Genomic DNA, 25,251 nt, shown 5'->3' on the forward strand with positions numbered 1-25,251 from the left:
TACTCCCCAGATCGAACCAATAATATCTATTCCATTAGGTATTTGAATTGACACAATACAAATCTGCATACAAGAAACAAATACTAAAACCAGCATTTCATAAAATCCGTACCAGCCTTTGATTGTAAACAATTTTTAGTACTTTTAAACGTTTAAATTTAAAACTAATTTTATAAAAATATGGCAATCCCTACTGGCCTAATATCTAGATTACTAGGCAAAGCTAGCGACACGTTTGTAAATGCTCCTGGTTCTGATAGAAAGAAATCAATCATCGTTACTGTGCTTTTGTATGGACTAATCATACTGCTTTTATTCTTCATTCGTTTTTGGCCACCTGCAAATGGTATAAACGAACTAGCTGGAGGCGGAGGTGGCGGTGGCGTTACTGTAAACTTTGGCGATAGCGATTTGGGCTCAGGTGCAAATTACAAAAGTGAAGTTTTGGACGTAAAAAACCATGCTAAACAAACTCCTGCAAAATCAGCTCCCGAAGAAGCCATACTATCACAAGAAAATTCAACTGAAGAAAGTGTTGTAATTCCTGAAAAAGAGAAAACTAAAAAGCCAATAACAGTTACAAAACCTGACCCAAAACCTGTAGTTGAAAAACCAAAAGTTTCAAACACTACTAATGATGCTTTATCGAGTATTTTAAAAGGCTCAAATAAAGGTGGTGACGGAGATGATAAAGTTGCAGGAAACAAAGGAAAATCAAACGGAAACTTGAATTCTAATGGTTATTACGGAACTGGCGGTTCTGGCGGTGGAACTGGTGGCGGAAACGGAACTGGTAATGGCATAGGAACAGGAAGCGGATACGGCTCAGGAAGTGGTGGCGGATCTGGAAGTGGCTCTGGTGGTGGACCAGGGTATTCTCTTGGAAACAGAAAAGCATTATCTAAACCTGCTCCAAACTATACTTGCAATGAAGTTGGAAGAGTAGTTGTAGAAGTTTCTGTAGACAGAAACGGAAGAACGATAAGTGCAATTGCAGGAATTAAAGGAACTACAAATACCGCAAAATGTTTACTAGATCAAGCCAAAATAGCTGCAATGAATACAAAATGGGCTGCAAGTAGCGATGCTCCCGAAAAACAAGTAGGTAAGATCATCTACAATTTCGATTTGAATTAAGAATAATAAAAAAGGCTTTCAGATATTTACACTGAAAGCCTTTTTTATATAACCTTGATTTTTTATTACTTTACTTGGGACTTGTTGCAATAACAAACTTAAGATTGTTTCTCACTCCTATTTGAAGTACATCGACCAAATCTTGTACTTGTAAATTAAACGGAATCCTTACCACTACTGTTTGTTCTTTATCTGTACCTAATTTCGACATTAACGTTGCTTCTAACTCTTCAAAATCTACAGGCTGTTTATCAATGAAGAATTTTTTATCTTCTGTAACCGATAAACTTATAAATTGTTTGTTTGTTTTTTCGTTTGCTTTGGCTTTTGGTAATGTCATTTTTATAACATTAGGATTTGCCAATGTCGATATAATCAAGAAAAACAAAAGCAAGAAAAACATAATGTCACTTAGCGATGAAGTTGCCACCTCGGCATGAAATCTTCTTTTCCTTTTAATAGACATAGCTTATGATCTTTGAATGATATTTACAAATTCTAGTATTTGTTTCTGAATTTTCAATGCAAAATCATCAATTTTACCATTCAAAAGGTGGTAAGCACTATAAGCAATAATACCTACAATTAATCCTGAACCACTACTAATCATTTTTTCATATAAACCTCCAGAAATATTACCAATACTAATATTCTCAGTAACAGAAATACTATAAAATATTTTAATAACCCCTGAAATAGTTCCAATAAAACCTAAAGTTGGCGCAATACCTGCAATAAGACCTAAATGCCCAAGACGTCTTTCCATCTCCCCTATTTCAATATCGGCTGCACGATCCATATTCGATTCAATTTCGGCAATTGGCCTACCTATAACAAGAACACCTTCCTTAAGAATATTACCTGCTGCAGTATCACTTCTCTCAACAATACTTCTAGCCATATCTAAATTACCAGAATTCAGATTTACACTAACATCCATCATTAATCTATTATCAATTTTAGATGCTTTACTTATATATAAATAACGCTCGATTATTATGTAAAAAGTATAAAACAATAAGATGGCAATTGGAATAAGGAAGACCCCTCCTTTTAAAATAAATCCTAAAACAGAAATCTCTGTATTAGGTGCAATTTTTTCGATAACTACGTTAGATGCGGCGTTTGCAATGGTATCCGCTTGTAATTGAATGAAGCTAAACATATATTAATTCTTGTTTTTAATAATTAATTCTAAAAAATATTCCAATTTTGCAATAAAGATACTTTTCGTTGTTATATTAAACTAAAAAAAACGAAAATTATTTCAATCAGCAACTATTTTACAAGAAATAAATGAACTATCAAGAAACTACAAACTGGATGTTTAATCAACTCCCGATGTATCAATTACAGGGGGCTTCAGCTTATAAAGAAGATCTAACCAACATTAAGCTACTGGCTTCTCATCTTGATAATCCTGAAAATCAATTAAAATGTATTCATGTTGGCGGAACAAATGGTAAAGGCTCAACCTCACATATGCTTGCTTCGATTTTACAGGAAGCTGGTTATAAAGTTGGATTATATACTTCGCCGCATTTAAAAGACTTTCGAGAACGCATTAAAATTAACGGTGAAGAAATTTCAGAAGATTTTGTCTGTGAGTTTATAAGCAAACACAAAACTTTTTTCGAATCTAATGATATGAGTTTTTTCGAAATGTCGGTTGGTTTGGCGTTTGATTATTTTGCTAATCAAAAAGTAGATATCGCTATTATTGAAGTTGGCTTAGGCGGAAGATTAGACGCTACCAATATTATCAAACCGCTAATTTCGGTGATTACCAATATAGATTTAGATCACACTCAATTTCTAGGAAATACCCCTACCGCAATTGCAGGTGAAAAGGCGGGAATAATTAAACCAAACTCTCCTGTAGTAATTGGAGAATATACTCCAGAGACACAGCCTGTTTTTTTAGCCAAAGCTAAAGAAAACAATGCACCTATTTATTTTGCTTCCGATATGATTACCGAGGTTTATCCTTCGGACTTATTAGGAGATTACCAACAGCATAATAAAAAGACGGTACAGCAAACAATTCATATTTTAAATTCTCAAAATGAATTTAAAGTTACTGATGAAAACCTTAAAACGGGTTTATTAAAAGTTACAAAAAACACTGGTTTACAAGGTAGATGGCAACAACTTGGTGAGAATCCAAAAATCATTTGTGATACTGCCCATAACAAACATGGCCTGGCAATTGTCATGAACCAAATAAAAAAAGAAACTTTCGAGAACTTGCATATTGTCCTGGGGGTTGTAAACGATAAAGATTTAGATTCTATTCTACCTCTATTCCAAAAAAAAGCGCAGTACTATTTCTGTAGCCCTAATTCTTCTCGTGGTTTAGCTACTTCTATTTTACAAGAAAACGCAAAAAAACATGGATTAATTGGTGAAACGTACAATTCTGTTTCTGATGCTTTTGTTGCTGCTAAAAAAAACACAACAAAAAATGATTTCATTTATGTAGGCGGAAGCACATTTGTAGTAGCCGAACTACCTTTATCTAGTGAAGAGAAATAAAAAAGGCCAAACAAATTAGATTCAAAAGACAACAAAACTTGTACTACTTGATTTTTAATGTAAAAATCAAGTAGTACAAATAACTAAAAATCAACAAGCTAAAAATTAATTTTACATTTTATTTAAAAAAGCTTTGGAGATACAGAAAACAGTCTTATATTTGCACTCGCAATCACAAAATGATAGCAACCTAGTAAAATAGGGCGATTAGCTCAGCTGGTTCAGAGCACCTCGTTTACACCGAGGGGGTCGGGGGTTCGAACCCCTCATCGCCCACAAAACTCCTTAAGTAATTAAGGAGTTTTTTTATACTTTACCGAGTATCGGGGAGATACTCAAGCGGCCAACGAGGGCAGACTGTAAATCTGCTGTGAGAACTTCGCAGGTTCGAATCCTGCTCTCCCCACAAAAAGGGCAAAAGAAGTAAAAGATCTCTTTTTCAATCTTTACAAAAACCCTCAAAAAAGTAGCTAAACCTGCAAATCCTAGGATTCGCAGGTTTTTTGTTTTTAAAGCTCTTATTAACCATCAATACCAAAACCTATAGAGCTGTAGAAATTATTTTTATATTAGCATAAAATCTGAGCTAATACAAAACACAATGAAGAAATACTTACAGATTTATTCTTTGCTATTAATATTTTTTCTTCTCACCTCCTGTCAACAAAAACGAATCGAGGGAGAAAAAATAATTATCAACTCCGAAACCAATGGCGTAATTACCTCCGATGGCCCTCCATGGATATCTCGGAATATCATACAAGACAGAAAAGGCAATATTTGGATTGCATCGTTTACTGGTGTTTTCCGTTACGATGGGAACTCTTTTACCAACATAACAAGCAAAGCAATCCCTTTCCGCTTTTTTTCAATTTTAGAAGATAAAAAAGGTAACTTTTGGCTTGGCACTATTGGCTCAGGCGCATATTATTATGATGGTAAATCTTTTCAGAATTTCTCAACTAAAGAAGGACTCCTTAATAATGAAGTAACAAGTATTTATGAAGACAAAAAGGGCAACATCTGGTTTGGTGTTTCTGGAGGAGCAAGTAGTTACGATGGAAAGTCTTTTCGAAATTATATCATAGATGGCAATGAGATGAACGAGGATCAAACAGGAAAAACTTTCCCGAATAGACGTCCTTATGAGACTAATTCTATTATCGAAGACAAAAAGGGTAATTTTTGGTTTGCTACAAGAGGCAACACCTTTGTATACGATAGAAAAACATTTTCCGTTTTCGCCCATAACGACAAACCCTTTAAAAATGTTCGTTCTATAATGGAAGATAAAAAAGGTAATATCTGGCTTGGTGGACCTGATGGCCTTTGGCGCTATGACGGCAAAGTGTATACTAATTTCACACAGAATTTTGTCGGTCACATAATCGAAGATAGAAAAGGTAATATTTGGACTAATTCACAAAGAAATAATAGCCAAGTTTGGGCACTTTTTCGCTATGACGGAAACTCCTTGTCTGACAAAAACCCTACTGTAACCGAAATTAAGTCAGGAGGAAATGGCCTTTTTGGCATTTTAGAAACTCGTGAAGGAGATATTTGGTTTGGATCTATGAAGGGAGTATATCGTTATAACGGAAAAACTACCACAGACTTCAGAAGTAAAGACGACTAGAAATAACATTTCACCCATCAACCTTTTTTAACTCTTAAAACATTTAATAATTTATCCATTTTTCTCGAGTTTTCCCCAAAGTCGGTTAAATTATTAAAATCTATAGTTAAAGATTTATTGTTATTAAAGTATATTTTTAGTCTATCAGCAACTCGCCCATCATACACTTTCCAACTTTTAATTTCAGACAAATTAATTGTTTGATTTTCTATTCTCGTATACACAGGCTTCTTTTCCCACTCAATTACAATTATGTCTTTTTCATTTTGAAAAGCAACAACTAATGTCCCTGTAGATATATATCCTAATAAAAAAACTGAAATAAAATGAAAAATCAACATGTCAAAATATGAAAATTCAAATCTTACAACTACCGAAATAAGTATTTGTACTAATATAAAAACTACATACGATAACACTAAAAACGAAGTGCTTAAGGTTTTTACTTTCATTTAATATTTTAATTTTCCATTATTTATTTGAGCTGAAATAACTAGACGTAGATTTACGTAATATCTCCAATTTCATTTTTTACTAAAATAACTAAAAAATTTAAATTGCAATACTAATCGTCAACTTTTGCAAATCAAAACAAAAGCATATTCTTATCACTGCCCTACAAAGATTTCATTCAAGCTACTTATACGAATAGAACTACAAAGAGCCGACCAAATTATTTTTCTGTCCTTATATTTAATTAAAACAACACTATGTATCAAATCATTGCAAACACAAAACAAAAATTCTTCTTATCTAAATAAAAAAAAGCTTAGGATATCCAGAAAACAATCTTATATTTGCACTCGCAATCAGAAAATGATAGCAACCTAATAAAATAGGGCGATTAGCTCAGCTGGTTCAGAGCACCTCGTTTACACCGAGGGGGTCGGGGGTTCGAACCCCTCATCGCCCACCAAAAAACTCCTTAAGAAATTAAGGAGTTTTTTTTATGGCTTACTTAATAACTACAGATTTTAAATCTGTACTATTGATACGGGGAGATACTCAAGCGGCCAACGAGGGCAGACTGTAAATCTGCTGTGTGAACTTCGCAGGTTCGAATCCTGCTCTCCCCACCAAAAGGGCAAAAGAAGTAAAAAGGTCACTTTTTCAATCTTTTCAAAACCCAAAACATTAAAAAACCTGTAAATCAAAAGATTCACAGGTTTTTTTGTTTTAAAATTCATTACTGTTGCAGGCACGCATTCCAAATCTACATTATCAGAATAAATAATTTAATTCCTTTAAAATTAGTATAAAAAACATAAAACAATTATTCTTTCGTATTATTCTCTTTTTTGATACTTTTTATATGCCAAACATAATCAATTGATTATTCGAAGAACTCTTTATTTTTTTTTATCTTTCCTGAATAATTTATATTCTTCTTTAGCAATAGAATCCAATTCTCTACTAGCAAAATAACATAGGCATGTTGCTGAAATATATTTTTTCTTTTTACCTAATTCGTCATCATAGTGACTCTCAACCACTGGCATATTATCTGCTATTTTTTACTATCAGCGCTAATCTTATCCCATTTATCAATAGGAATAATAGTTTCAAAGAATAAATCTTCTTTTTTTGCTAATTTATAAATAGAGTCATTTTTATATCCTTGAAAAAAGCAGTCATAAAAAGCACTTCTTTTATAAGAGCTAACCCAGTAATTAATGGAAATTTGTTTACCTTTTGAAGATCCTGGGTAATAGAAATTATCCCCATAATAAGTATTAACTTTATCAGTTCCTTTAATACTTGTACAAGAGAACACTGTTACTAGTAGTAACAGTGTTGTAAATTTTATTATTAATTTAGTATCCATACGTCTATTCTTTCTATTGGCCTTTCAAAAAAGCATCCATATACACAGTTGCCTAAATTACTACTATCAGTAAACATAAGATCAGAGTGTCCTGACATTCCTCTTTCTTTACTATATTCCTTTGTGGTTATCATCGAATAAATCCCTTTAACATCTTTGATTTACCCCAGAAAGCAATTTTGTTGTCGCGCTTACCTCTTGCGGATTTTCAAATGTTTCATCATTACAGTTCGAAAACAATAATAAAACTGAAACAAAGGCAATCCCTAATTTAATTCTTCTCATGTATTTATGGTTATTGGTTACTAAAATTGGATGCTTTAAGCTTCTTAAATTAAAAGCTATCAGCATTTTATTTCGAGTAAATATATAGTAAAAAATCTTACAAATACATGTTACTTATGTTTTATTAAAACAATGTACTGATTTGTATCACAACAATCTGAATACAAAAAAGCTAAAAAGATATATAAAAATAGAGCTAAAGAAACAGTACGTTTTTATCCCTTATTTCACTCGTTCCTTATTATTGAGTACAGATTACAAATCTGTAGAATTTGGATTCATAATTAGCATTTTGTTAATCTCATCCATAAATTCAATTTCGTCTAGAGGGAGCAACTGCATAACTACTTTTAGTATTAATGCAATATCAATAGATGAATCTCTGGCCATATTTGAAATTCCAGGCGTTTCATGATCTAGTGCAAGAGCACATAATTTCAACATATTGGTAATAACATATGAAAGTTCACAATAATTCGATACCTTGATTTCTGCAATACAGCAACCCGTTTTATCATTTAAGGGCTTTATTGTCGTGAAATAACTACCTATTAATTGTCTAAATTCCTCAGAGTTCTTAATTTCTGGCACTACCATAATTTTGTTTTTTACAAGTTAAACATTCTTTAATATTTTCTATTTTTGTCTATTACATACAAAGAAAATCGACTTAGCGCTGTACCCAACCATTAAGAGTTGTATCTTACCAAATGGTACTTGTTTTTTACCAAAATCTATTTTTTAAGAGAATTTTAAATATCTTTGAGCTATGAGCACAGCAACAAAACCAAAACATATAGGCAGAAATATTAGCCGAATTAGAGAGCTACGCGGAATGAAACAAGAAGCTTTGGCCACTGCAATTGGAGTAAGCCAACAATCTATATCTAATATTGAAGGGAGTGAAACAATAGAAGAAGTTATTTTAGAAAAAATTTCTAATGCACTAAATGTATCTTCTGAAGGAATAAAAGAATTTAGTGAAGAAGCGGTTTTTAATATTATCAACAATACATTTACTGACAGTAGTTCAAATAACAATAATTATTTATGTTCAATTAATCCTTTAGAAAAAATTCTAGAATTATACGAACGTTTACTTCAATCTGAAAAAGAAAAGATTGAATACTTAGAGAAATTATTAAAAGAAAAATAAACCTTTTTTAAATTCCAAAACTCCATTATTACCAATGGAGTTTTTTTTATGGCTGCTTTTTTATTTCATCCAAGCTTCATAAGTCATTTCAAACTTAATTTCACCCTTGCCATGTTTACCTATTTCTGTCCAACCCATTTTTCTATAAAATAAATCGGCTCTTGTATTTGGAGAAGTTCCTAACCAAACATTAACCCTTGTTTGCTCAAAATACCAGTCAAGCATAACATTGTGAAGCTGTTTGCCAATTCCTCTTTTTTCAAATTCAGGCTTTAAAAATAATGCCCAAATATTATTGTCTTTTAGATCTACAATCGAAAAACCTACAACTTCATTATTAATTTCACAAACCCAACCTTTTCCTCTTGTCATTATAAAATCCTCGCAATCTTTATCTGTTACCAATCCAGGATCAGACAAAGTATTTTCTTTTACCGAATTTCTAACTACTTGAATTTGCTTTATATCCTCAACTTTTGCTTCTCTAATAATCATTTTTAAATCAATTATAATTTCACCTAATCTTTTAACTTTAACCTTCAACCAAACAAATCACAAAAGTGGTTTTTCCGTCTTGATTTTTAAAATCTAAATAACCGCCATGTGCCTCGATAATGCTTTTAGAGAGTGTTAGTCCAATTCCTGCTCCTTCTTTTCGTGTGGTAAAAAAAGGCAAGAATACTTTGTTTTCTATTTCTTCATCGATTCCGCTTCCATTATCTGTAATCTTTATAAAAATCCTATTTTCTTTAATTTCAGCAGCAATTGAAATCTGTTTGCTTTCAGTATTTTCTAGAGCATGCATACTATTGGTCAAAAGATTAATCAGCACTTGCTCTATTTGCTGTTGATCAACAAACAACCAATACTTAAAAGTTATTGTATTTATGACTTCAATTCCTTTTTCTTTGAATAATGGATTCATAATTTGAAGACAATATTCTATAAGCTGCAATAAATCGATTTTTTCTTTTTGTGGTGAAGGCTGCATGGCTAATTTACGATATCCTTCTACAAATTTCTGCAGAAGATCGCTCCTCCTCAACATCGTTCCTACTCCATTTTTGATATCTTCTAAATCATCTGAAGAAATAGAATCTTGCTCTACTAATTCTTGAAGATTTTGAGAAATCGAACGAATTGGCGTTATCGAATTTAAAAGCTCATGGGAGATTACTTTCATTAAATTTACCCAAGCTTCTTTCTCTTTTTCTCAACTACATTCTGAATTGAATCCAGCAAAACAATAAAATAATCTAAATCACAAATCTCTGTTCTAGATGTCTGCATGACAAATGTTTGTACATTCTCTTGATTTACTCGTATTTCTATCGCCGTTTTGACTTCCTGAAAACCCTGTTCTTCAATAATATTGCATAAAGCCGGCAGATGGTTTTTTAAATACTTCCATTTGGTAATTTTTGGAACATCAAAATATCTAGAGAAATAATCATTCATCAAAAAGATATTCCAGTCATCTCCTTCCTTTTGCAAAATAAAAATTCCCATTTCGATATTATTCAATATAGAACGGTAAACAATATCTCGCGAAACTTCTTCTTTTTGTTTCGTCTTCAGTGTATCATATAAATTAAACAAATCATCATAATTCTTATTGAACCTATGCTTAGAAAAATCCGAAGAAAAATCATCCTGCACTATCGATGCGATGGTTTTATTATAAAGCAAAACAAAATTTTTGACATAAAAATACATTTCACGAATCAGTAAGAAAACAATAAACAAACTAAATATAGCAGTAAAAAGCAACTCCTTTTTAAAAACCAAAATGGTAATCTCAATTGCAGCCAATATGATGATTAACCTTAAAAAAAGGAGATTGTATATTTTAAATGATTTGAACATATTAGTTAATGCTAATGTTATATTTCTCTAAACGTCGGTATAAGGATCCTCTTGATAGCCCTAATTCTTCGGCTGTTTTACTAATGTTATTATTATTTTTAAGCAATGCTTTTTCAACTGTGGCCTTCTCTACTGTTGATAGCTGAATATCATCTGCATTTTCATCATATGTTGTTATCTGCTCCAGATCCAAATCTGAAACTGTAATACGATTGTTTTCACAAAGGATAATTGCTCGTTCTATTTTATTCTCCATTTCACGAATATTACCTTTCCAAGCATGTCGCTCGATTTGCTCAAATACTTTCTTATCAAAAACAACTGCTTCTCTTCCGTATTTTCGACTCATCTTTTCCAACAGGTATTCAGCTAGAGGAATTTTATCTTCGTTGCGTTCTCGCAAAGGCGGCAAAACTATTTCCATTGTATTGATACGATAATACAAATCTTCTCTAAAGTTTTTGTCTTCTACCTCTAGTTTTAGATTTAAGTTTGTCGCAGTGATAATCCGTACATTAACCGTTCTGGCTTTTGTTTCTCCCAATCTGGTTACTGTTTTTGTTTGAATAACCTGCAACAGTTTAGATTGTAAATGCAAAGGAACATTTCCTATTTCATCCAAAAAAATAGTTCCGTTTTGAGCCATTTCAAAACGTCCTGGAGTATCTGTTTTTGCATCGGTAAAAGCACCTTTTGCATAGCCGAATAATTCACTCTCAAAAATATTAGAATTTAGAGATCCTAGGTCAACAGCCACAAAGGGAGCGTTTTTTCTTTCTGATTGACTATAAATATGATGCGCTAAAACAAATTTACCTGTTCCGTTTTCTCCAAGTATCAAAACATTAGCATCTGTTTGGGCTACTTTATCCGCCAAGGAATATGCTTTTTTTATAATTTCTGAATTGCCTACAAAAAAGTCATCATTAACCTCAATATCCTTAACCTTTCTTTGGTTTTTACGACTTTTATCAACAGCTTGCTTTACAGATTCTAGTAGTTTCTTATTCTCCCAAGGCTTTAATATATAATCAAAAGCTCCCGACTTTAATCCTTCAACTGCTGTTTCTACTTTACCAAAAGCTGTCATTAAAATAACTACCGTTTTTGGCGAAAGCGCATTTATTTCTTTCAATAAGTACAACCCTTCTCTTCCGTCCTCAAAACCTATCCGATAATTCATATCAAGCAAAACGACATCAATTGTATTTTTTGCTAATAATTCGACAATGTTTTTTGGATTATTGAGCGTATAAATATTCTCAAAATACTTTTTTAGGTACAATTTTGACGCAAAAAGGATGTCTTCTTGATCATCTATGATTAATATTGAAGCAGTTGTCTTTTTCATTTTTGTTCAGTTTTGGACGAAAGATGTCCAATTATGGACAGTATGGATTTTATTTAAAAAATAAAAACTTAAAAACAAGGCAGTTACAATGTTTAAATTTTTGGCATAAAAATCACATTAGAGTTTGTAAATCACTAATTATTAACACCTTTCAAAAGTAAAAATAACAAAATAAACATCTATAAATTGCATTGTGAAATATCTTAATTTTCAGATGTGTTTCTTTTGCTTCGTTGATGAAAAATAAAAAACTTAAACACTAAAAAAACAACCATGATTATTATTAAAAAACTTTCAAAAATATTTAGAACCGAGGAATTAGAAACCAACGCATTAAGTGAAATATCATTAACGATTAACCAAGGCGATTTTGTTTCGATCATGGGCCCATCTGGGAGCGGAAAGTCAACTTTATTAAATATTGTTGGTTTACTCGATAGCGCTTCTGGCGGAAGTTATTTGCTGCTTGATCAGGAAATGGTCGGATTAAAAGAGAAATTAAGATCCAAAGCCAGGAAAGAAAATATTGGTTTTATTTTTCAGAATTTTAATTTAATTGATGAAATATCAGTTTACGACAATATCGAATTACCATTAATCTATAACAATGTCCCGGCATCCGAAAGAAAAACAAAAGTTCAGGAAATTGCCAATAAGTTAAATATCGCACATCGATTAAAGCATTATCCACAACAGCTTTCTGGTGGGCAACAACAGCGTGTTGCAGTAGCAAGAGCTTTAATTAATAATCCGAAAATAATTCTTGCCGATGAACCTACAGGGAATTTAGACAGTAAAAACGGAAATGAAGTAATGGAACTACTCACCGATTTACATGCTAATGGCGCAACCATTTTAATGGTAACTCATTCTGATTATGATGCTTCTTTTTCTCAAAAAACAATTTTAATGAAAGATGGAATTATACTTTCGGAAAAAACAAACAATAGAAATGTTGATGTTTTTATAGCTAACCCTAAAAAACTAGAATCATGCTAAAAAATTGGATCAACATATTTATCTACCATATCAAAAACAACAAACTCTTTACTACTTTGAATGTTTTAGGATTGAGCATTGGAATTTCTGGGTTAATTTTCGCCATTTTGTATTGGAACAATGAGCATTCATATGACCAATGGAATCCCGATAAGGATAAAATCTTTTCTGTTATGAATGATATTGGAGAAGGCAACATCTGGTCAGTAAATCCAGCAACAATCGCACCCATATTAAAAATAACCTCTCCAGCTTTAGATAGTTATTGCTACACCCAAGTTGAATACTATAAAGAGACAATTACATATAATGGAAAACGGGAATTATTAGACAAAATTTATACTGCACAAAGTACTTTTTTTACTTTTTTCCCTTATGAATTTATTCATGGCAACGGAAAGACTGCTCTTAAGGACCGCAATAGCATGGCTCTATCTGAAGAAACTGCTTCTCGATTATTTGGTAATGAAAACCCTACGGGCAAGCACGTAAAATATTTAGACAAACTATTTGTCATTAGAGGAGTATATCGATTAAATCATAAATCGTCTGTAATGCCTGCAGCAGTAACTACTATAATAGAGGAAGATTTAGCGAAGAATAAAGATAAATGGAGTTACAATTTTGGATTGATGGTCAAATTAAAGAAGGAAAGTGATACCACTTCAATCATTAAAGATTTAAATACCATCTTTATAGACAAGTGCCTAAAAATACAGGCAAATCAAGAAGGTTTATCTGTTGAAAATTATATAAAAAAATATGGCGAACCAGTTAAATCAAGTTTGCTTTCCCTGCCCAATACCAGACTGCACAAAGGGAACGATCCTTTTCCTGGAGACAGTGGAAATTTACAATTCTTAAGAATATTGATGGGACTATCTGTTCTAATCTTATTGCTTTCGATTGTAAATTACATAAATTTAGCTACAGCCAATGCGGTAAAGAGAGCCAAGGAAGTAGGAATCAGAAAAATTGTTGGCGCAGGAAAATCACAAATCATAGCTCAATTTGTATTTGAAACAGCATTAATTACTCTTTTTTCTCTTTTATTAGCATTAGTAATCGTAGAACTTACCTTGCCTTTTTATAATTCTTTCTTAAATAAAGATCTTATACTCGAAGGATCCCAATTTTACATTCAATTAGTATTAATTTTTACAATTGTAATTGTTGTTGCCGGAGTTTTACCTGCAATATATATAGCTAATTTTGAACCATTAAAGGTTTTAAAAGGAAATTTTTCTCGCAGCAAAAACGGAATATGGTTACGAAATGGAATGCTAGTTTTACAATTTACTATTGCTACATTCTTCATTATTGGCTCATTTATAGTATACCAACAGGTAAAATATATGACTGAGAAAGATTTAGGTTTTAAAGGTGCACAAGTTATAGATGTGATTTTTAAGAGCAAGGAAGGCAAAGACCAATACGACAGATATAAAATAATTAAACAACAAGCACTAAATATTAAAGGTGTCGAAGCAGTTTCGGCAGGGTTATTTTCTATTGGTAGTGATGAAAATTCCTGGGATAACTTTTCATATAAAAGCAATAAGGGAGTTTTAGTTCAGCGAATGGGAGTTGATTATGGAATGTTGAATATATTAGGCATCAAAATAGTAAAAGGAAGAGATTTAACCGATACATTTTCTTCGGATACAATATCCAACGTTTTACTTAATGAAACGGCTGTTAAAACAATGCATGAAGCTAACCCAATAGACAAAGTAATTAATTGGAGAGGAAAAGACTATAAGATAGTAGGTGTCGTAAAAGACTTCAATTATTTTGGACTTGAAAACAGAATAAGCCCAATGATTTTCATGCATTTAACTACCAATGCTATCAGAAAAGAGGTCTTACATAATATTTCTTTTAAAATAGCTCCACAAGATATGTCTAAAACTATCGCTGCTCTTGATCAATTTTGGAGAACAAACGTAGATGCAGAATATCCATTCGAATACAATTTTGTAGATAAAAATTTTGCTAGAAAGTACAAACAATACAAGAATCAAAGCCTTTTATTTTCTTTACTAAATATCATTGTTATTCTTATTGCTGTATTTGGATTATTTGCTTTAGCCTCTTTCTCAATGGAAAGGCGATTACGAGAAATTGCAATTCGAAAAACACTCGGTGCAGAGACCAATATTTTACTTCAAGAATTATCAAAACAATATATTATATTTTGTGTGATTGGTTTTGCAATAGGAATTATTCCTGCCTATTTTTTATTAGAAAAATGGCTTGAAAATTTTGCTTATCGTATCAGCATTCCTATTCTGCCGTTTATAATCGCTTTCGTATCATTATTATTTCTAACGCTGACAATCGTTTTAGCCAAAGCCTATCAAGTAACAAAAGTTGATGTTTTAAAATATTTAAAATATGAATAAAACCAAGCCATTATTAACTACAAAAACTCCTTAATTTCTTAAGGAGTTTTTGATTTATATAAAAAATTCTTCTTGTCTCTAATGCTATTAGAAGACCTTATTGAATTTTAATTTTATTGTAATCAATCCATCGTTTTAAATTACCTGTAAATCTTTTTAAATGATCCTCATTCAAAAAGATATTTGTCCAAGTATCAAATCTGTCGCACTGCACACTAATATAGTACAACATAACTCCCAAGCAAACCAATGGCAATATTCGTTTTTCTTCTTCACTTATTTCAATTATGAATTCATAACCTTTAAGGAAACTTTCTGCTTTTATTTCGTAATCCTTCTCATTTGGATTTGTAACATACAGCTGAAACAAAAAGTATGAAATATCCAGACATAACCATCCATTACCACAGAAATCGAAATCAAAAAACGTTATTTTATTCTCTTCATTAAAATGCATATTATCAAACCATACATCGAGATGAACTGCTCCAAATCTAACTTCTTTATTTTTTATTGTAGCAAACTCCTTTTGAAGAAAATTAGCTAGATTTTTCAGAAAAGGATTTCGTCAGTTTCTTTTTTAAAAAATACCTGTGTTCGCTTAATCGAATCTATCAGCAAAATACTTTCGTTATAGGTCACTCTTTTTAATTCAAAATTTTGAGCTGACTCATGAACTTTGGCTAAAGCCTGACCAATAAAGAAACTTGTTTCTTCGTTAAATCTTGCTGATTTTGTACCATCAGCAAAAGAAAACAACACCCCAAATCTTTTTCCTTCGGGAGCATTTAATTCCTGTATGTATTCATTTAATTTGCCTGCAATTGGATACGAAACCGAAGCCTTATTTTTCGACAGATAAACCAAAAGCCTCAATTCTTCAGCTATCTCTGTTTTTGTTCTCCAATCAAAATTATAAACACGAAAAACATACTTTTTATCAACATCTGTAACCATATAAACATGATTCATTGCTGTTCTAAAAAGAGTACATTCAGTATGCTTACTTAAACCATATTCTTGTTGCAATAACTCACCAAGCTTGCTAGCTGAAAGTACGGAACTTATTACTGGAAATTGTAGCATTCTTTTATATTTTATCTGTCATTTCAATACTTTACTAATTTATCTACCATCAAGGATAAATCATAAGGAATACAAAAGCAAATAAATTAACCAAAAGCACTACACCATAAACAATATTAGATTTTCCTTTACTTAATGACAACATTACAGTAAACACCGATAATGCTAACAAAACAATAGATTTAATATCAAGACCTAAGATAATAGGCATATCCATCATGATACAAACTGCTGCAACACTAGGAATAGTTAACCCAATACTTGCCAAAGCAGATCCCAAGGCCAAATTTATACTAGTTTGAAGTCTATTTTTTCTCGCTGCTATGATAGCCGCAATTGCTTCGGGCAATAAAATAATTGCTGCAATTACTACCCCTACCAAAGTTTTTGGCAAACTATAACTAACAATAATGCTCTCGATTGTAGGAGATAGAGTCTTTGCCAATAACACAACAATTCCTAAACTTACAATAAGAAAAGTAAGACTTGTAAAGAACACCTTGTTATTAATAGCTATAGGCTCAGCTGCATCTTCATTTTCATCATCTCCAATTGTCAGGAAATATTGTCGGTAGCGACTCGTTTGTGCAAACAAAAAAGAGGCATAAATAATAAGACAGGCTGCTGAAGCAAAAACTAATTGCGGTACTGAATAGTAAGATCCCAAAACACTTTCTGTAAAAGTAGGAAACACCAAGGTAAATACTATAATCGATACTAGCGATACCAAACCAATGGTTACTGAAGAAACAGAAAAATTCTGTTCATAATGTTTCAATCCACCGATTAAAAGGCACAATCCAATAATACCATTAAGAATAAGCATTGTTGCTGCAAATACTGTATCTCGAGCGAGCGAAGCTGCTGCTGAACCCTCTGACATCATTAACGAAATAATAATCGAAACCTCAATAACAGTTATTGATATAGCCAAAATAATGGTTCCATAAGGCTCTCCCACTCTTTCTGCAATTATCTCGGAATGATGTACTGCTGACATAACACTAAGGATTAACAGTATACTTGCTACTATTTGAAAAATGCTGCTGTTATCGACAAGCCCGCTAAAAAAGAGAACCCAAGATAGTATTGGAATAATAATTGTCCACTGAAGTAATTGTTTCATTTTTTTAATATATAAATACTTGTAAATTAATTTTTGCCAATAGATTTTATCATAAATTAGCTTTATATTCCCAATATATAACTTTTTTCGCTAAAATCAGTAAAAAACTACATTATATTTACTATTTTATCATTATCTTAATCATTTATTAAAACTATCACTTTAAACTTATTCCCTATAAGTCATAGACAAAATAGTTCATAAACAAGTCTTTAAGAACTAACAAACCACTTAAAAAACTAAGTAGTTTTTATTTATCTTTATATTTAAACCTCTTTCTTAAATAAAATTTTATTTTAATATTAACACGTATCAAAGCACATAAAAAAACAGCTAATAATTCAACAAAATCATTTTCTTATACTCCAAGAACAGTGCTTTTTTCGTCTCAAACAATAAAATTAAATAAGTTAAAATGAACAAATCAATCCCTCTATTTATCATTACTGGAGGACCAGGAGTTGGCAAAACAACTATAATCGAAGAATTAAAAAGAAGGAATTACAATTGCATAAATGAAGTTGCTCGTGATATAATTAAAGAGCAAGCAAAATCAAATGGCGAAGCTTTACCTTGGGCAGATAAAGAAAAGTTCACATTATTAATGCTAAAACGTTCGATTGAAAATTATATCGAAAACAAAGATAATTCGTTCATTACTTTTTTTGATCGAGGAATCCCAGACACTCTAGCTTATACAGAACTAATCAAATTACAGCCTTCTGCACAACTAACAAAAGCCGTTAAAATGTATCGTTACAATCCAATTGTGTTTGTCCTACCCCCTTGGAAAGAAATATACCAAACAGATTCTGAACGCAAACAAACTTATCAAGAAGCAACTGACACCTATGAAGCAATAACAAATACTTACAATAATTGTGATTATCAATTAATCGAAGTACCAAAATTAGACGCAAAGAAAAGAGTTGATTATATTCTGTCTATAATTGAAAACAGACAATTTACATAACTGGAGTTATATATAATAGCAATTCAAAAGAAATAAAATACCTTTAGCCAGTAACCATAACAATACTGCCATTCCTAGATAGCTCCATGCCCATTTACCAGCTCTTCTGTTCCAACTAAAATAATGCATTACAACCTCCCAGTATTTTACAATTACAAATACACACAAACCTATTAATCCCACCCAAATCATTTCTACCGATTGGATATAAAAACTACAGATTAAAACAGAAAGTAAAAAAAGGACTGTAACAAATTGTAAATAAATATAATTTTTATAATTATGCTTATAATTAACCTTTAGAGACAGAATAAGAAAAGACGCCGTTAATAAAGAGGTCAATGCCGTTATAAAATATGACAAGACTTCACTTGACTGATACAAAAAAACCGCATCAACCAATAAAACCAAAACAGTACAAGTTGCCAACGAGTAAATACTTCTTTCAATACGAGGATCCTTATAAGGAATCAGAACTGGATATATATATTTTTCAAACGGGCGCCAAATAGGCAAAGCATAAACAGCCACAAGACTTGTTATAACAACTTCATAATAATACAGTTTATCTTGAGGCACTTTATACAAAATAAACAAAATAGCAAAAGTTACAATAATCGCAGGAAAGCAAATTGTCTTTATCACTTTCCACTTATTGTTCTCCCAGAAATTATCTCGTATTTCATGTATATACCCCTTTACAAGATACTCTTTAGTAAACAAGGCTGTTGATTGACTCCAGACCAAAAAGATTCCAAGATGCGCGAGAACAGTACGCAAAACCATATCATCAACTTTGCAAGTCATAAAAACACAAGCAACACCAATCAATAGCAATTCATAAGTAAGTAAAACGTCAGAAAATAACACTTTAAACAAAGGCTGGAATTGCCTGATGAGAATCTTTATAATGAGACCCCAATAATTACGCATCAATGCAATTACCGCACATACTGCAATAAATGTGGCCAAATACAACATCCAACTTGTAAGCGATTGTGCTTGCATCCATAATTCTATAGAAGAATTTTTCGCAGGAATATACAACAGCTGAGAATTCATAAAGATTTCCTTTGCCAATGCATCTCTTACATGATTATCGAAAGCCGGGAATTCACTTTTATGTTTCAGCCAATACAGCTCTCCATCAACACCATTATTTTGCAAGACTGCAAATTCATACAGCACTTTTTTTGAGCTTCATTTAATAATACAATCTCATTAGGAGTATTCTTAGGATCATTACCTGCATACACACCAGTACAAAAAATTAACAGAAGCAATATTATTCTTTTCAAAACTAACGTAAATTTATCCAATCAAAAATACTAATAATAAATCTATACAAATCAGAACAAGAGTAACTTTTAACACAAAAGGATTACAAAAATAAACTTTGGAATGCAATTAATTTCATAAAACAAAAAACCCGTTCGCTAAGCGAACGGGTTTTGTAATAATATATAATCTAGTTATTATGCTTCGAATGGAAGTATAGAAACGTATGATTTATTATCTCTTTTCTTTTGGAACTTTACAACTCCATCTACTCTTGCGTGTAGAGTGTGATCTTTACTAATGTAAACGTTTTCACCTGGATTATGTTTTGAACCTCTTTGTCTAACGATGATGTTCCCAGCAATAGCAGCTTGTCCTCCAAAAATCTTAACGCCTAAACGTTTTGATTCTGATTCTCTACCATTCTTCGAACTACCGACACCTTTCTTGTGAGCCATGACGTATGAGTTTAAATATTGTTATTATTCTTTAGTAGCTTCTTTTTTTGCTTTTGGAGCTGCTTTTTTAGCTTTAGGAGCCGCTTCTTCAGTAGCTACTTCTTCTGCTACAACTGCTTTCTTAGCTGCTGCTTTTTTAGTTCCTCCAGCTGCAGTAATACCTTCAATTACAATTTGAGTAAGATATTGTCTGTGACCATTTCTCTTTTTGTAACCTTTTCTTCTTTTCTTTTTGAAAACGATTACTTTGTCTCCTTTTAAGTGTTGTAACACTTTAGCTTCTACAGAAGCACCTTCTATAGCTGGGGCGCCTAAAGTAATATTCCCATTATCATCTAATAAAAGAACTTTGTCAAAAGAAACTTTTGAACCTTCTTCATTAGCTAATCTGTGAACATAAACCTTTAAGTCTTTGCTTACTTTGAATTGTTGCCCTGCTATCTCTACGATTGCATACATACCAAATTGATTTATTGATTTTTAAGGTTGCAAATATACAATTAATAATTTACTGTGCAATTTCTTAATGCAAAAATATTCCACTCTTTTTAATCCCTGTTTTTCAATTGCTTTCAATTTACCCTAAAACACCATTGTAGTAAAATACTGTTAAAAATTAATCAAAAAAAAATCTATTATGCCATTCTTAATCAAAATAAGTTATTTTTGATGTAACTATTTCTAATTAATCATTACCTATTAAGTGTAATAAAAAATTATTAACCTTTATGAAAAAATCAATAATTATGTTAAGTGCGGCGCTTATGTTAGGAGGAGTGGCATCAGCTCAAAAAGTAGCTTTTGAAGAATACGATTTAGATAATGGCTTGCATGTTATTTTACACAATGATTCCTCGGCACCAGTCGTAATAACTTCTGTAATGTACCATGTAGGATCAAAAGACGAAACTCCAGACAGAACTGGTTTTGCACATTTTTTTGAACATTTATTATTTGAAGGAACAGAAAATATTAAACGTGGTGAATGGATGAAAATTGTGACTGCCAATGGCGGAACCAATAACGCTAACACATCTGACGACAGAACTTATTATTACGAGGTTTTCCCATCTAACAACTTAGAATTAGCACTATGGATGGAATCAGAAAGATTGATGCATCCTGTTATAAACAAAATTGGAGTTGACACACAGAACGAAGTTGTTAAAGAAGAAAAAAGAACTAACTATGACAACCGTCCTTACGGAAATATTCTTACTGAGGTAAAGAAAAACATGTTCAAGAACCACCCATATCGCTGGACAACAATCGGATCCATGAAAGATCTTGACGCAGCGACTCTGGACGAATTCAAAGCTTTTAATAAAAAATTCTACATTCCAAACAATGCTGTTTTGGTAATTGCAGGAGATTTTGATAAAACAAAAACAAAAGAATGGGTTCAAAAATACTTTGGACCAATCAAAAAAGGAGAAAAACTTCAAAAACAAACTTTTACAGAAGAGCCAATCACTCAACCTATAAAAGCTAAATACGAAGATCCAAACATCCAAATTCCGATGCTTGTTGCTTCATACCGTACTCCATCTATGAAAACCAGAGATGCAAGAGTTCTAGATTTAATCTCTTCTTACTTAAGTGATGGAAAAAGCTCTAAGCTTTACAAAAAAATAGTTGACGACAAAAAAATGGCTTTACAAATTGGAGCTGTTGGTTTTAGCCAAGAAGATTACGGCATGTACATTTTATATGGTTTACCTATGAACCCTTACACGTCTGATGATTTATTAAAAGAAATTGATGAAGAAATTGTAAAACTTCAAACCAACTTGATTTCTGAGAAAGATTACGAAAAACTACAAAACAAGTTCGACAACAATTATGTTAACTCAAACTCAACTGTTGAGGGAATTGCTGAAAACCTAGCAAGTTACTACCTACTTTATGGCGATGTAAATCTTATAAACACTGAGATCGATCTCTATCACTCAATAACAAGAGAAGAAATTAGAGATGTTGCAAAAAAATATCTAAATCCTAATCAACGTTTAATTTTAGACTATGTTCCTACTACGAAGGCACAAAATTAAGACTCTTAGAATCATGAAAAAAAGAAACATTATTTTAATCCTATTATTCGTAACAGGAATTATGCAAGCACAAGATCGTCCACAACCTAAACCAGGTAAATCACCAATAGTAAATATTAAAAAACCACAAACCTTTGTTTTGGCAAACGGAATGAAAGTTTTGGTTGTTGAAAACCACAAATTACCTAGAGTAAGCTTTAACCTAACCCTTGACAACGCTCCTTTTACAGAAGGAAACAAGAAAGGAGTAGATGAGCTAACAAGTAATATGATTGGCGATGGAACAAAAAAAACAAACAAAGAAGCTTTTAACGAAGAGATAGATTTTTATGGAGCGAATATTAATTTCAGCTCAAGTGGTGCTTTCGCAAGCTCTCTTTCTAAATATTCAGGAAGAATCTTAGAATTATTAGCTGAAGGTGCTTTACAGCCTAATTTTACTCAAGTAGAATTTGACAAAGAAAAAGCAAAACTCAGCGAAGGTCTTAAAGCTGAAGAAAAAAGCGTACCTGCTATCGAAAGAAGAGTCGTTGACGCATTAGCATTTGGAAAAAATCATCCTTCTGGAGAATTCATCACTGAAGAAACCTTAAAAAACATAACACTGGCTGATGTAGAAGAGAATTACAAAAAACATTTTGTCCCTGAGAATGCCTATTTGGTAGTTATTGGAGATATAAAATTTAAAGAAACTAAGGCAGCTGTAGAAAAACTTTTTGGAAAGTGGGAGAAAAAAACACAACCAAAAGACACTTATCCTGCTCCTATAAACGTAGCTAATCTTCAAATTAACTTTGTTGATGTTCCAAATGCTGTACAATCAGAGATAGCATTAGTTAACACCGTAAATTTAAAAATGAATGATCCAGATTTCTTTCCTGCAGTAATTGCTAATCAAATTTTAGGAGGAGATTTCAACAGTTATTTAAATATGAATTTACGTGAAGCCCACGGATGGACATATGGTGCTAGTTCAGGTCTAGGAAGCGGAAAATACACTACTAAATTCAAAGCCGCTTCTGCAGTAAGAAATGCCGTAACGGACAGTGCTGTAGTAGAATTTGTAAAAGAAATTAAAAGAATCAGAAGTGAAAAAGTTTCGGACGAGATTTTAAAAACTGTTAAAGCAGGATACATAGGTAGATTTGTAATGCAGGTTGAGAAACCTCAAACAGTAGCTAGATATGCATTGAATATAGAAACTGAAAATCTTCCAAAAGATTTTTATGAAAAATACATTCAAAACATTAACAATGTAACTCCTGATGAAATACTTAGAGTAGCCAATAAATATTTCCTAATTGACAATATGAGAATTGTAGTTACCGGAAAAGGATCTGAAGTAATTCCAGGTTTAGAAAAACTAAATATTCCTATTAGTTATTTTGACAAGTATGCTAATCCTACTGAAAAACCATCATTAAAAAAAGAGGTTCCTAAAGGAGTAACTGCCAAAAATGTATTCGATAACTACATAAAAGCTATTGGTGGAGAAAAAGCTGTTGCCTCTGTAAAAACTATTGCAATGCTAGGATCAACAACCATTCCTCAGGCACCATCACCATTAACATTCACTTCTAAAATGGATGCTAAAGGAAAAATGATGGTTTCATTAGCTATGGGACCTATGAACTTAATGAAACAAGTTGTCAATGAAAAAACTGCTTACATTGAACAACAAGGACAACGAAAAAATCTTGAAGGCAAAGATCTTGCTGAAATGAAAGCTAGTGCTGTTCCTTTTGAAGAACTACAGCTTTCTAAAAAAGATGGATTAGTAATTGACCGTGTCGAACCAATTAATAATAACGATGCTTATGCTATAGTAGACGGCAAAACAACCTACTTTTTTGACACAAAATCTGGATTAAAAGTTGCTGAAGCTAAAGTAGCCGAACAAGCAGGAAAATCAATAACACAAATTACAAATTTTGGTGACTACAAAGAAGTAAAAGGAGTTAAGATACCTTTTAATATTATTCAAAATGTAGGCTTTGAATTAAACATCAAAATGTCGGAAGTAAAAATCAACGAAGGAGTTTCTGACGCTGATTTCTTATAGAAGAAGCTGAAATACTAAAATTCTTAAAAGCTTTGTCAAAGTTTAAACTTTGACAAAGCTTTTTTTTGTGTTTTACTTTTCACAAAAAACCAGCTTACTTTTTACGAATATCAGCCCACAATTAAAACTCACTTCTTCGCCGACAGATAAACTCCTACCAAAACAATAAAAGCTCCCAGAAGCTGAATTGGCGTAAGCATCTCATTATCCAAAAATCCCCAGAAGAAAGCTATTATCGGAATTAAATAGGTCACTGAAGTTGCAAATACAGGAGACGACATTTGTATTAATTTAAAAAACAAAACGTTTGCAATACCCGTCCCAACTACTCCAAGAACAACAATAAAGAAAATAGAATACTGGGCTTTTTCGTCATACATTACTTCATGAAATCCTGAAAAACTTAATATTACAATTGCAGGAATTAATAACACCATAAAATTCCCTGTAGTAATACTCAGCGAACTCAAATCCGACAAGTACTTCTTTATCAAGTTTACATTTATTGCATAACAAAGTGACGCCACAACTACTAGAATGGCATAGTAATAATTTTGCTCAGGATGACTCATTGCTCCATTAAAAACCAAAAGCAAACAACCTACCAAACCAATAAAAACACCAAAAATTTGTCGTCTCTGAGATTGCATTCCAAAAATAAACACTCCTATTACCAAAGTATTTAATGGAGTTAACGAATTTAAGATTGCCGTAATCGAGCTATCAATTTCCGTTTCGGCAATTGCAAAAAGATAGGCAGGTGTAAATGTTCCAAAAAAAGAAGTTAACGCAATAAATTTCCATTGGCGTTGCGGAATTTTAGCCAAGCTTTTAAAACCAATCAATAGCAAAAATAAGGCAGCAAAAATAATTCGCAAAGAACCCAACTGAATCGCTGTTAAACCTATTAATCCTTTTTTTATCAATATAAAAGAACTCCCCCAAATTAGAGCTAATCCTATTAAATAAACCCACTTTACTTCTTTTAAACCCATATCACCTCTTTTAAAGCAAAATTGTAA

Annotated in this window: 27 protein-coding genes and 4 tRNA genes; 13 read left to right on the plus strand and 18 right to left on the minus strand. The window is 32.0% G+C overall.

The annotated features are described in order from the left end of the window. Nucleotides 1-180 precede the first annotated feature (180 nt). A complete protein-coding gene (locus tag EAG11_RS14905) occupies nt 181-1,137 on the plus strand; it encodes an energy transducer TonB (RefSeq protein WP_242499171.1) in 957 nt (318 codons plus the stop codon). Between the two features lie 70 nt (nt 1,138-1,207). Here the strand turns inward: EAG11_RS14905 and EAG11_RS14910 are convergent, their stop codons facing one another. Further along, nucleotides 1,208-1,603 (minus strand): biopolymer transporter ExbD, encoded by a 396-nt coding sequence (locus tag EAG11_RS14910; protein WP_129539852.1) that lies wholly within the window; start codon nt 1,601-1,603, stop codon nt 1,208-1,210. Between the two features lie 3 nt (nt 1,604-1,606). Next, on the minus strand, nt 1,607-2,302 hold the full coding sequence (locus EAG11_RS14915; protein ID WP_129539853.1) for a MotA/TolQ/ExbB proton channel family protein: 696 nt from the start codon (nt 2,300-2,302) through the stop codon (nt 1,607-1,609). A gap of 131 nt (nt 2,303-2,433) precedes the next feature. Here EAG11_RS14915 and EAG11_RS14920 point away from each other — a divergent pair, with 131 nt between their 5' ends. The 4 genes from EAG11_RS14920 (at nt 2,434) to EAG11_RS14935 (ending at nt 5,308) form a co-directional block, all read left to right on the plus strand. Next, nucleotides 2,434-3,672 (plus strand): folylpolyglutamate synthase/dihydrofolate synthase family protein, encoded by a 1,239-nt coding sequence (locus EAG11_RS14920; RefSeq protein WP_129539854.1) that lies wholly within the window; start codon nt 2,434-2,436, stop codon nt 3,670-3,672. A 201-nt stretch (nt 3,673-3,873) separates the two neighbouring features. After that, nucleotides 3,874-3,948: transfer RNA gene (locus EAG11_RS14925), tRNA-Val, on the plus strand. 49 nt (nt 3,949-3,997) lie between these two features. Then, nucleotides 3,998-4,078 (plus strand) — tRNA-Tyr (locus EAG11_RS14930). A gap of 195 nt (nt 4,079-4,273) precedes the next feature. Further along, entirely contained in the window at nt 4,274-5,308 is a 1,035-nt protein-coding gene (locus EAG11_RS14935; protein ID WP_129539855.1) for a two-component regulator propeller domain-containing protein, read from the plus strand. Nucleotides 5,309-5,325: 17 nt separating this feature from the next. On the opposite strand, the gene EAG11_RS14940 is transcribed toward EAG11_RS14935, so the two are convergent. Then, entirely contained in the window at nt 5,326-5,760 is a 435-nt protein-coding gene (locus EAG11_RS14940) for a hypothetical protein (protein ID WP_129539856.1), read from the minus strand. Nucleotides 5,761-6,146: 386 nt separating this feature from the next. Between EAG11_RS14940 and EAG11_RS14945 the strand changes: the two genes are divergently transcribed. Then, nucleotides 6,147-6,224, plus strand: a tRNA-Val gene (locus tag EAG11_RS14945). A gap of 79 nt (nt 6,225-6,303) precedes the next feature. Then, nucleotides 6,304-6,387: transfer RNA gene (locus tag EAG11_RS14950), tRNA-Tyr, on the plus strand. 428 nt (nt 6,388-6,815) lie between these two features. Here EAG11_RS14950 and EAG11_RS14955 read toward each other — a convergent pair. The 4 genes from EAG11_RS14955 to EAG11_RS14960 form a co-directional block, all read right to left on the minus strand. Next, entirely contained in the window at nt 6,816-7,133 is a 318-nt protein-coding gene (locus tag EAG11_RS14955; RefSeq protein ID WP_129539857.1) for a hypothetical protein, read from the minus strand. Beyond that, nucleotides 7,118-7,267: a hypothetical protein gene (locus EAG11_RS21775; protein WP_164998713.1), complete on the minus strand. Its 150-nt coding sequence runs from the start codon at nt 7,265-7,267 to the stop codon at nt 7,118-7,120. Before EAG11_RS21775 ends, EAG11_RS14955 begins: the two co-directional genes overlap by 16 nt. Before the next feature lie 13 nt (nt 7,268-7,280). Beyond that, nucleotides 7,281-7,418 carry a hypothetical protein gene (locus EAG11_RS21780; protein WP_164998714.1) on the minus strand — a complete coding sequence of 46 codons (138 nt, stop codon included), beginning with the start codon at nt 7,416-7,418 and terminating at the stop codon, nt 7,281-7,283. Nucleotides 7,419-7,673: 255 nt separating this feature from the next. Continuing rightward, the gene (locus EAG11_RS14960) at nt 7,674-8,015 is read right to left on the minus strand and encodes a hypothetical protein (RefSeq protein WP_129539858.1); all 342 of its coding nucleotides are present in this window, start codon (nt 8,013-8,015) and stop codon (nt 7,674-7,676) included. A 172-nt stretch (nt 8,016-8,187) separates the two neighbouring features. On the opposite strand from EAG11_RS14960, the gene EAG11_RS14965 reads away from it, so the two are divergent. Continuing rightward, nucleotides 8,188-8,574: a helix-turn-helix domain-containing protein gene (locus EAG11_RS14965; protein ID WP_129539859.1), complete on the plus strand. Its 387-nt coding sequence runs from the start codon at nt 8,188-8,190 to the stop codon at nt 8,572-8,574. A gap of 60 nt (nt 8,575-8,634) precedes the next feature. Here EAG11_RS14965 and EAG11_RS14970 read toward each other — a convergent pair whose 3' ends face one another. Genes EAG11_RS14970 through EAG11_RS14980 form a run of 4 tightly spaced genes read right to left on the minus strand, consistent with a single transcriptional unit; the run spans nt 8,635 to nt 11,791 of the window. Next, the gene (locus EAG11_RS14970; RefSeq protein ID WP_129539860.1) at nt 8,635-9,069 is read right to left on the minus strand and encodes a GNAT family N-acetyltransferase; all 435 of its coding nucleotides are present in this window, start codon (nt 9,067-9,069) and stop codon (nt 8,635-8,637) included. 37 nt (nt 9,070-9,106) lie between these two features. After that, nucleotides 9,107-9,757, minus strand: a complete 651-nt coding sequence (locus EAG11_RS22895; RefSeq protein ID WP_371414595.1) for a PAS domain-containing sensor histidine kinase — start codon at nt 9,755-9,757, stop codon at nt 9,107-9,109. A gap of 5 nt (nt 9,758-9,762) precedes the next feature. Beyond that, a complete protein-coding gene (locus EAG11_RS22900) occupies nt 9,763-10,440 on the minus strand; it encodes a hypothetical protein (protein WP_371414596.1) in 678 nt (225 codons plus the stop codon). Nucleotide 10,441: 1 nt separating this feature from the next. Beyond that, nucleotides 10,442-11,791 carry a sigma-54 dependent transcriptional regulator gene (locus EAG11_RS14980; RefSeq protein ID WP_129539861.1) on the minus strand — a complete coding sequence of 450 codons (1,350 nt, stop codon included), beginning with the start codon at nt 11,789-11,791 and terminating at the stop codon, nt 10,442-10,444. 273 nt (nt 11,792-12,064) lie between these two features. Between EAG11_RS14980 and EAG11_RS14985 the strand changes: the two genes are divergently transcribed. Together EAG11_RS14985 and EAG11_RS14990 are read left to right on the plus strand one after the other, a co-directional pair. Next, nucleotides 12,065-12,790, plus strand: a complete 726-nt coding sequence (locus tag EAG11_RS14985) for an ABC transporter ATP-binding protein (protein WP_129539862.1) — start codon at nt 12,065-12,067, stop codon at nt 12,788-12,790. Then, nucleotides 12,784-15,195 carry an ABC transporter permease gene (locus EAG11_RS14990; protein ID WP_129539863.1) on the plus strand — a complete coding sequence of 804 codons (2,412 nt, stop codon included), beginning with the start codon at nt 12,784-12,786 and terminating at the stop codon, nt 15,193-15,195. The genes EAG11_RS14985 and EAG11_RS14990 overlap by 7 nt, the downstream gene beginning before the upstream one ends. A 97-nt stretch (nt 15,196-15,292) precedes the next feature. Here the strand turns inward: EAG11_RS14990 and EAG11_RS22645 are convergent, their stop codons facing one another. The 3 genes from EAG11_RS22645 to EAG11_RS15000 form a co-directional block, all read right to left on the minus strand. After that, nucleotides 15,293-15,652: a hypothetical protein gene (locus EAG11_RS22645; RefSeq protein ID WP_256387061.1), complete on the minus strand. Its 360-nt coding sequence runs from the start codon at nt 15,650-15,652 to the stop codon at nt 15,293-15,295. A 95-nt stretch (nt 15,653-15,747) separates the two neighbouring features. After that, the gene (locus EAG11_RS22650) at nt 15,748-16,281 is read right to left on the minus strand and encodes a phosphotransferase (protein ID WP_256387062.1); all 534 of its coding nucleotides are present in this window, start codon (nt 16,279-16,281) and stop codon (nt 15,748-15,750) included. Nucleotides 16,282-16,330: 49 nt separating this feature from the next. Next, nucleotides 16,331-17,407, minus strand: a complete 1,077-nt coding sequence (locus EAG11_RS15000) for a calcium:proton antiporter (RefSeq protein ID WP_129539864.1) — start codon at nt 17,405-17,407, stop codon at nt 16,331-16,333. Nucleotides 17,408-17,822: 415 nt separating this feature from the next. On the opposite strand from EAG11_RS15000, the gene EAG11_RS15005 reads away from it, so the two are divergent. After that, nucleotides 17,823-18,380: an AAA family ATPase gene (locus tag EAG11_RS15005; RefSeq protein ID WP_129539865.1), complete on the plus strand. Its 558-nt coding sequence runs from the start codon at nt 17,823-17,825 to the stop codon at nt 18,378-18,380. Between the two features lie 6 nt (nt 18,381-18,386). Here the strand turns inward: EAG11_RS15005 and EAG11_RS15010 are convergent, their stop codons facing one another. From EAG11_RS15010 to rplU, 3 genes are all read right to left on the minus strand, one after another. After that, nucleotides 18,387-19,568 (minus strand): hypothetical protein, encoded by a 1,182-nt coding sequence (locus tag EAG11_RS15010; protein WP_242499172.1) that lies wholly within the window; start codon nt 19,566-19,568, stop codon nt 18,387-18,389. A gap of 287 nt (nt 19,569-19,855) precedes the next feature. Then, on the minus strand, nt 19,856-20,116 hold the full coding sequence (gene rpmA, locus EAG11_RS15015) for a 50S ribosomal protein L27 (RefSeq protein ID WP_007805051.1): 261 nt from the start codon (nt 20,114-20,116) through the stop codon (nt 19,856-19,858). Between the two features lie 24 nt (nt 20,117-20,140). Beyond that, nucleotides 20,141-20,575 (minus strand): 50S ribosomal protein L21, encoded by a 435-nt coding sequence (gene rplU / locus EAG11_RS15020; protein WP_129539866.1) that lies wholly within the window; start codon nt 20,573-20,575, stop codon nt 20,141-20,143. Between the two features lie 269 nt (nt 20,576-20,844). Between rplU and EAG11_RS15025 the strand changes: the two genes are divergently transcribed. Further along, nucleotides 20,845-22,167, plus strand: coding sequence for a pitrilysin family protein (locus EAG11_RS15025; RefSeq protein ID WP_129539867.1), 1,323 nt, complete (start codon nt 20,845-20,847; stop codon nt 22,165-22,167). A 13-nt stretch (nt 22,168-22,180) separates the two neighbouring features. Further along, nucleotides 22,181-24,229 (plus strand): pitrilysin family protein, encoded by a 2,049-nt coding sequence (locus EAG11_RS15030; RefSeq protein WP_242499173.1) that lies wholly within the window; start codon nt 22,181-22,183, stop codon nt 24,227-24,229. Nucleotides 24,230-24,357: 128 nt separating this feature from the next. Here EAG11_RS15030 and EAG11_RS15035 read toward each other — a convergent pair whose 3' ends face one another. Continuing rightward, nucleotides 24,358-25,224, minus strand: coding sequence for a DMT family transporter (locus EAG11_RS15035; protein ID WP_129539868.1), 867 nt, complete (start codon nt 25,222-25,224; stop codon nt 24,358-24,360). Nucleotides 25,225-25,251 lie beyond the last annotated feature (27 nt).

The sequence above is a fragment of the Flavobacterium sp. 140616W15 genome (assembly GCF_003668995.1).
In the GTDB taxonomy this organism is placed as follows: domain Bacteria; phylum Bacteroidota; class Bacteroidia; order Flavobacteriales; family Flavobacteriaceae; genus Flavobacterium.

Coding starts and splice junctions, on each gene's coding strand:
- EAG11_RS14905 (WP_242499171.1), top strand. CDS start 181: ATGGCAATCCCTACTGGCCTAATATCTAGATTACTAGGCAAAGCTAGC.
- EAG11_RS21775 (WP_164998713.1), bottom strand. CDS start 7,267: ATGATAACCACAAAGGAATATAGTAAAGAAAGAGGAATGTCAGGACAC.
- EAG11_RS14965 (WP_129539859.1), top strand. CDS start 8,188: ATGAGCACAGCAACAAAACCAAAACATATAGGCAGAAATATTAGCCGA.
- EAG11_RS22645 (WP_256387061.1), bottom strand. CDS start 15,652: ATGCATTTTAATGAAGAGAATAAAATAACGTTTTTTGATTTCGATTTC.
- EAG11_RS14980 (WP_129539861.1), bottom strand. CDS start 11,791: ATGAAAAAGACAACTGCTTCAATATTAATCATAGATGATCAAGAAGAC.
- EAG11_RS15000 (WP_129539864.1), bottom strand. CDS start 17,407: ATGAAACAATTACTTCAGTGGACAATTATTATTCCAATACTATCTTGG.
- EAG11_RS14915 (WP_129539853.1), bottom strand. CDS start 2,302: ATGTTTAGCTTCATTCAATTACAAGCGGATACCATTGCAAACGCCGCA.
- EAG11_RS15005 (WP_129539865.1), top strand. CDS start 17,823: ATGAACAAATCAATCCCTCTATTTATCATTACTGGAGGACCAGGAGTT.
- EAG11_RS15025 (WP_129539867.1), top strand. CDS start 20,845: ATGAAAAAATCAATAATTATGTTAAGTGCGGCGCTTATGTTAGGAGGA.
- EAG11_RS14985 (WP_129539862.1), top strand. CDS start 12,065: ATGATTATTATTAAAAAACTTTCAAAAATATTTAGAACCGAGGAATTA.
- EAG11_RS15035 (WP_129539868.1), bottom strand. CDS start 25,224: ATGGGTTTAAAAGAAGTAAAGTGGGTTTATTTAATAGGATTAGCTCTA.
- EAG11_RS14955 (WP_129539857.1), bottom strand. CDS start 7,133: ATGGATACTAAATTAATAATAAAATTTACAACACTGTTACTACTAGTA.
- EAG11_RS14990 (WP_129539863.1), top strand. CDS start 12,784: ATGCTAAAAAATTGGATCAACATATTTATCTACCATATCAAAAACAAC.
- EAG11_RS22900 (WP_371414596.1), bottom strand. CDS start 10,440: ATGTTCAAATCATTTAAAATATACAATCTCCTTTTTTTAAGGTTAATC.
- EAG11_RS14960 (WP_129539858.1), bottom strand. CDS start 8,015: ATGGTAGTGCCAGAAATTAAGAACTCTGAGGAATTTAGACAATTAATA.
- rpmA (WP_007805051.1), bottom strand. CDS start 20,116: ATGGCTCACAAGAAAGGTGTCGGTAGTTCGAAGAATGGTAGAGAATCA.
- EAG11_RS14935 (WP_129539855.1), top strand. CDS start 4,274: ATGAAGAAATACTTACAGATTTATTCTTTGCTATTAATATTTTTTCTT.
- EAG11_RS14970 (WP_129539860.1), bottom strand. CDS start 9,069: ATGATTATTAGAGAAGCAAAAGTTGAGGATATAAAGCAAATTCAAGTA.
- EAG11_RS14940 (WP_129539856.1), bottom strand. CDS start 5,760: ATGAAAGTAAAAACCTTAAGCACTTCGTTTTTAGTGTTATCGTATGTA.
- EAG11_RS15030 (WP_242499173.1), top strand. CDS start 22,181: ATGAAAAAAAGAAACATTATTTTAATCCTATTATTCGTAACAGGAATT.
- EAG11_RS14910 (WP_129539852.1), bottom strand. CDS start 1,603: ATGTCTATTAAAAGGAAAAGAAGATTTCATGCCGAGGTGGCAACTTCA.
- rplU (WP_129539866.1), bottom strand. CDS start 20,575: ATGTATGCAATCGTAGAGATAGCAGGGCAACAATTCAAAGTAAGCAAA.
- EAG11_RS21780 (WP_164998714.1), bottom strand. CDS start 7,418: ATGAGAAGAATTAAATTAGGGATTGCCTTTGTTTCAGTTTTATTATTG.
- EAG11_RS22895 (WP_371414595.1), bottom strand. CDS start 9,757: ATGAAAGTAATCTCCCATGAGCTTTTAAATTCGATAACGCCAATTCGT.
- EAG11_RS14920 (WP_129539854.1), top strand. CDS start 2,434: ATGAACTATCAAGAAACTACAAACTGGATGTTTAATCAACTCCCGATG.
- EAG11_RS22650 (WP_256387062.1), bottom strand. CDS start 16,281: ATGCTACAATTTCCAGTAATAAGTTCCGTACTTTCAGCTAGCAAGCTT.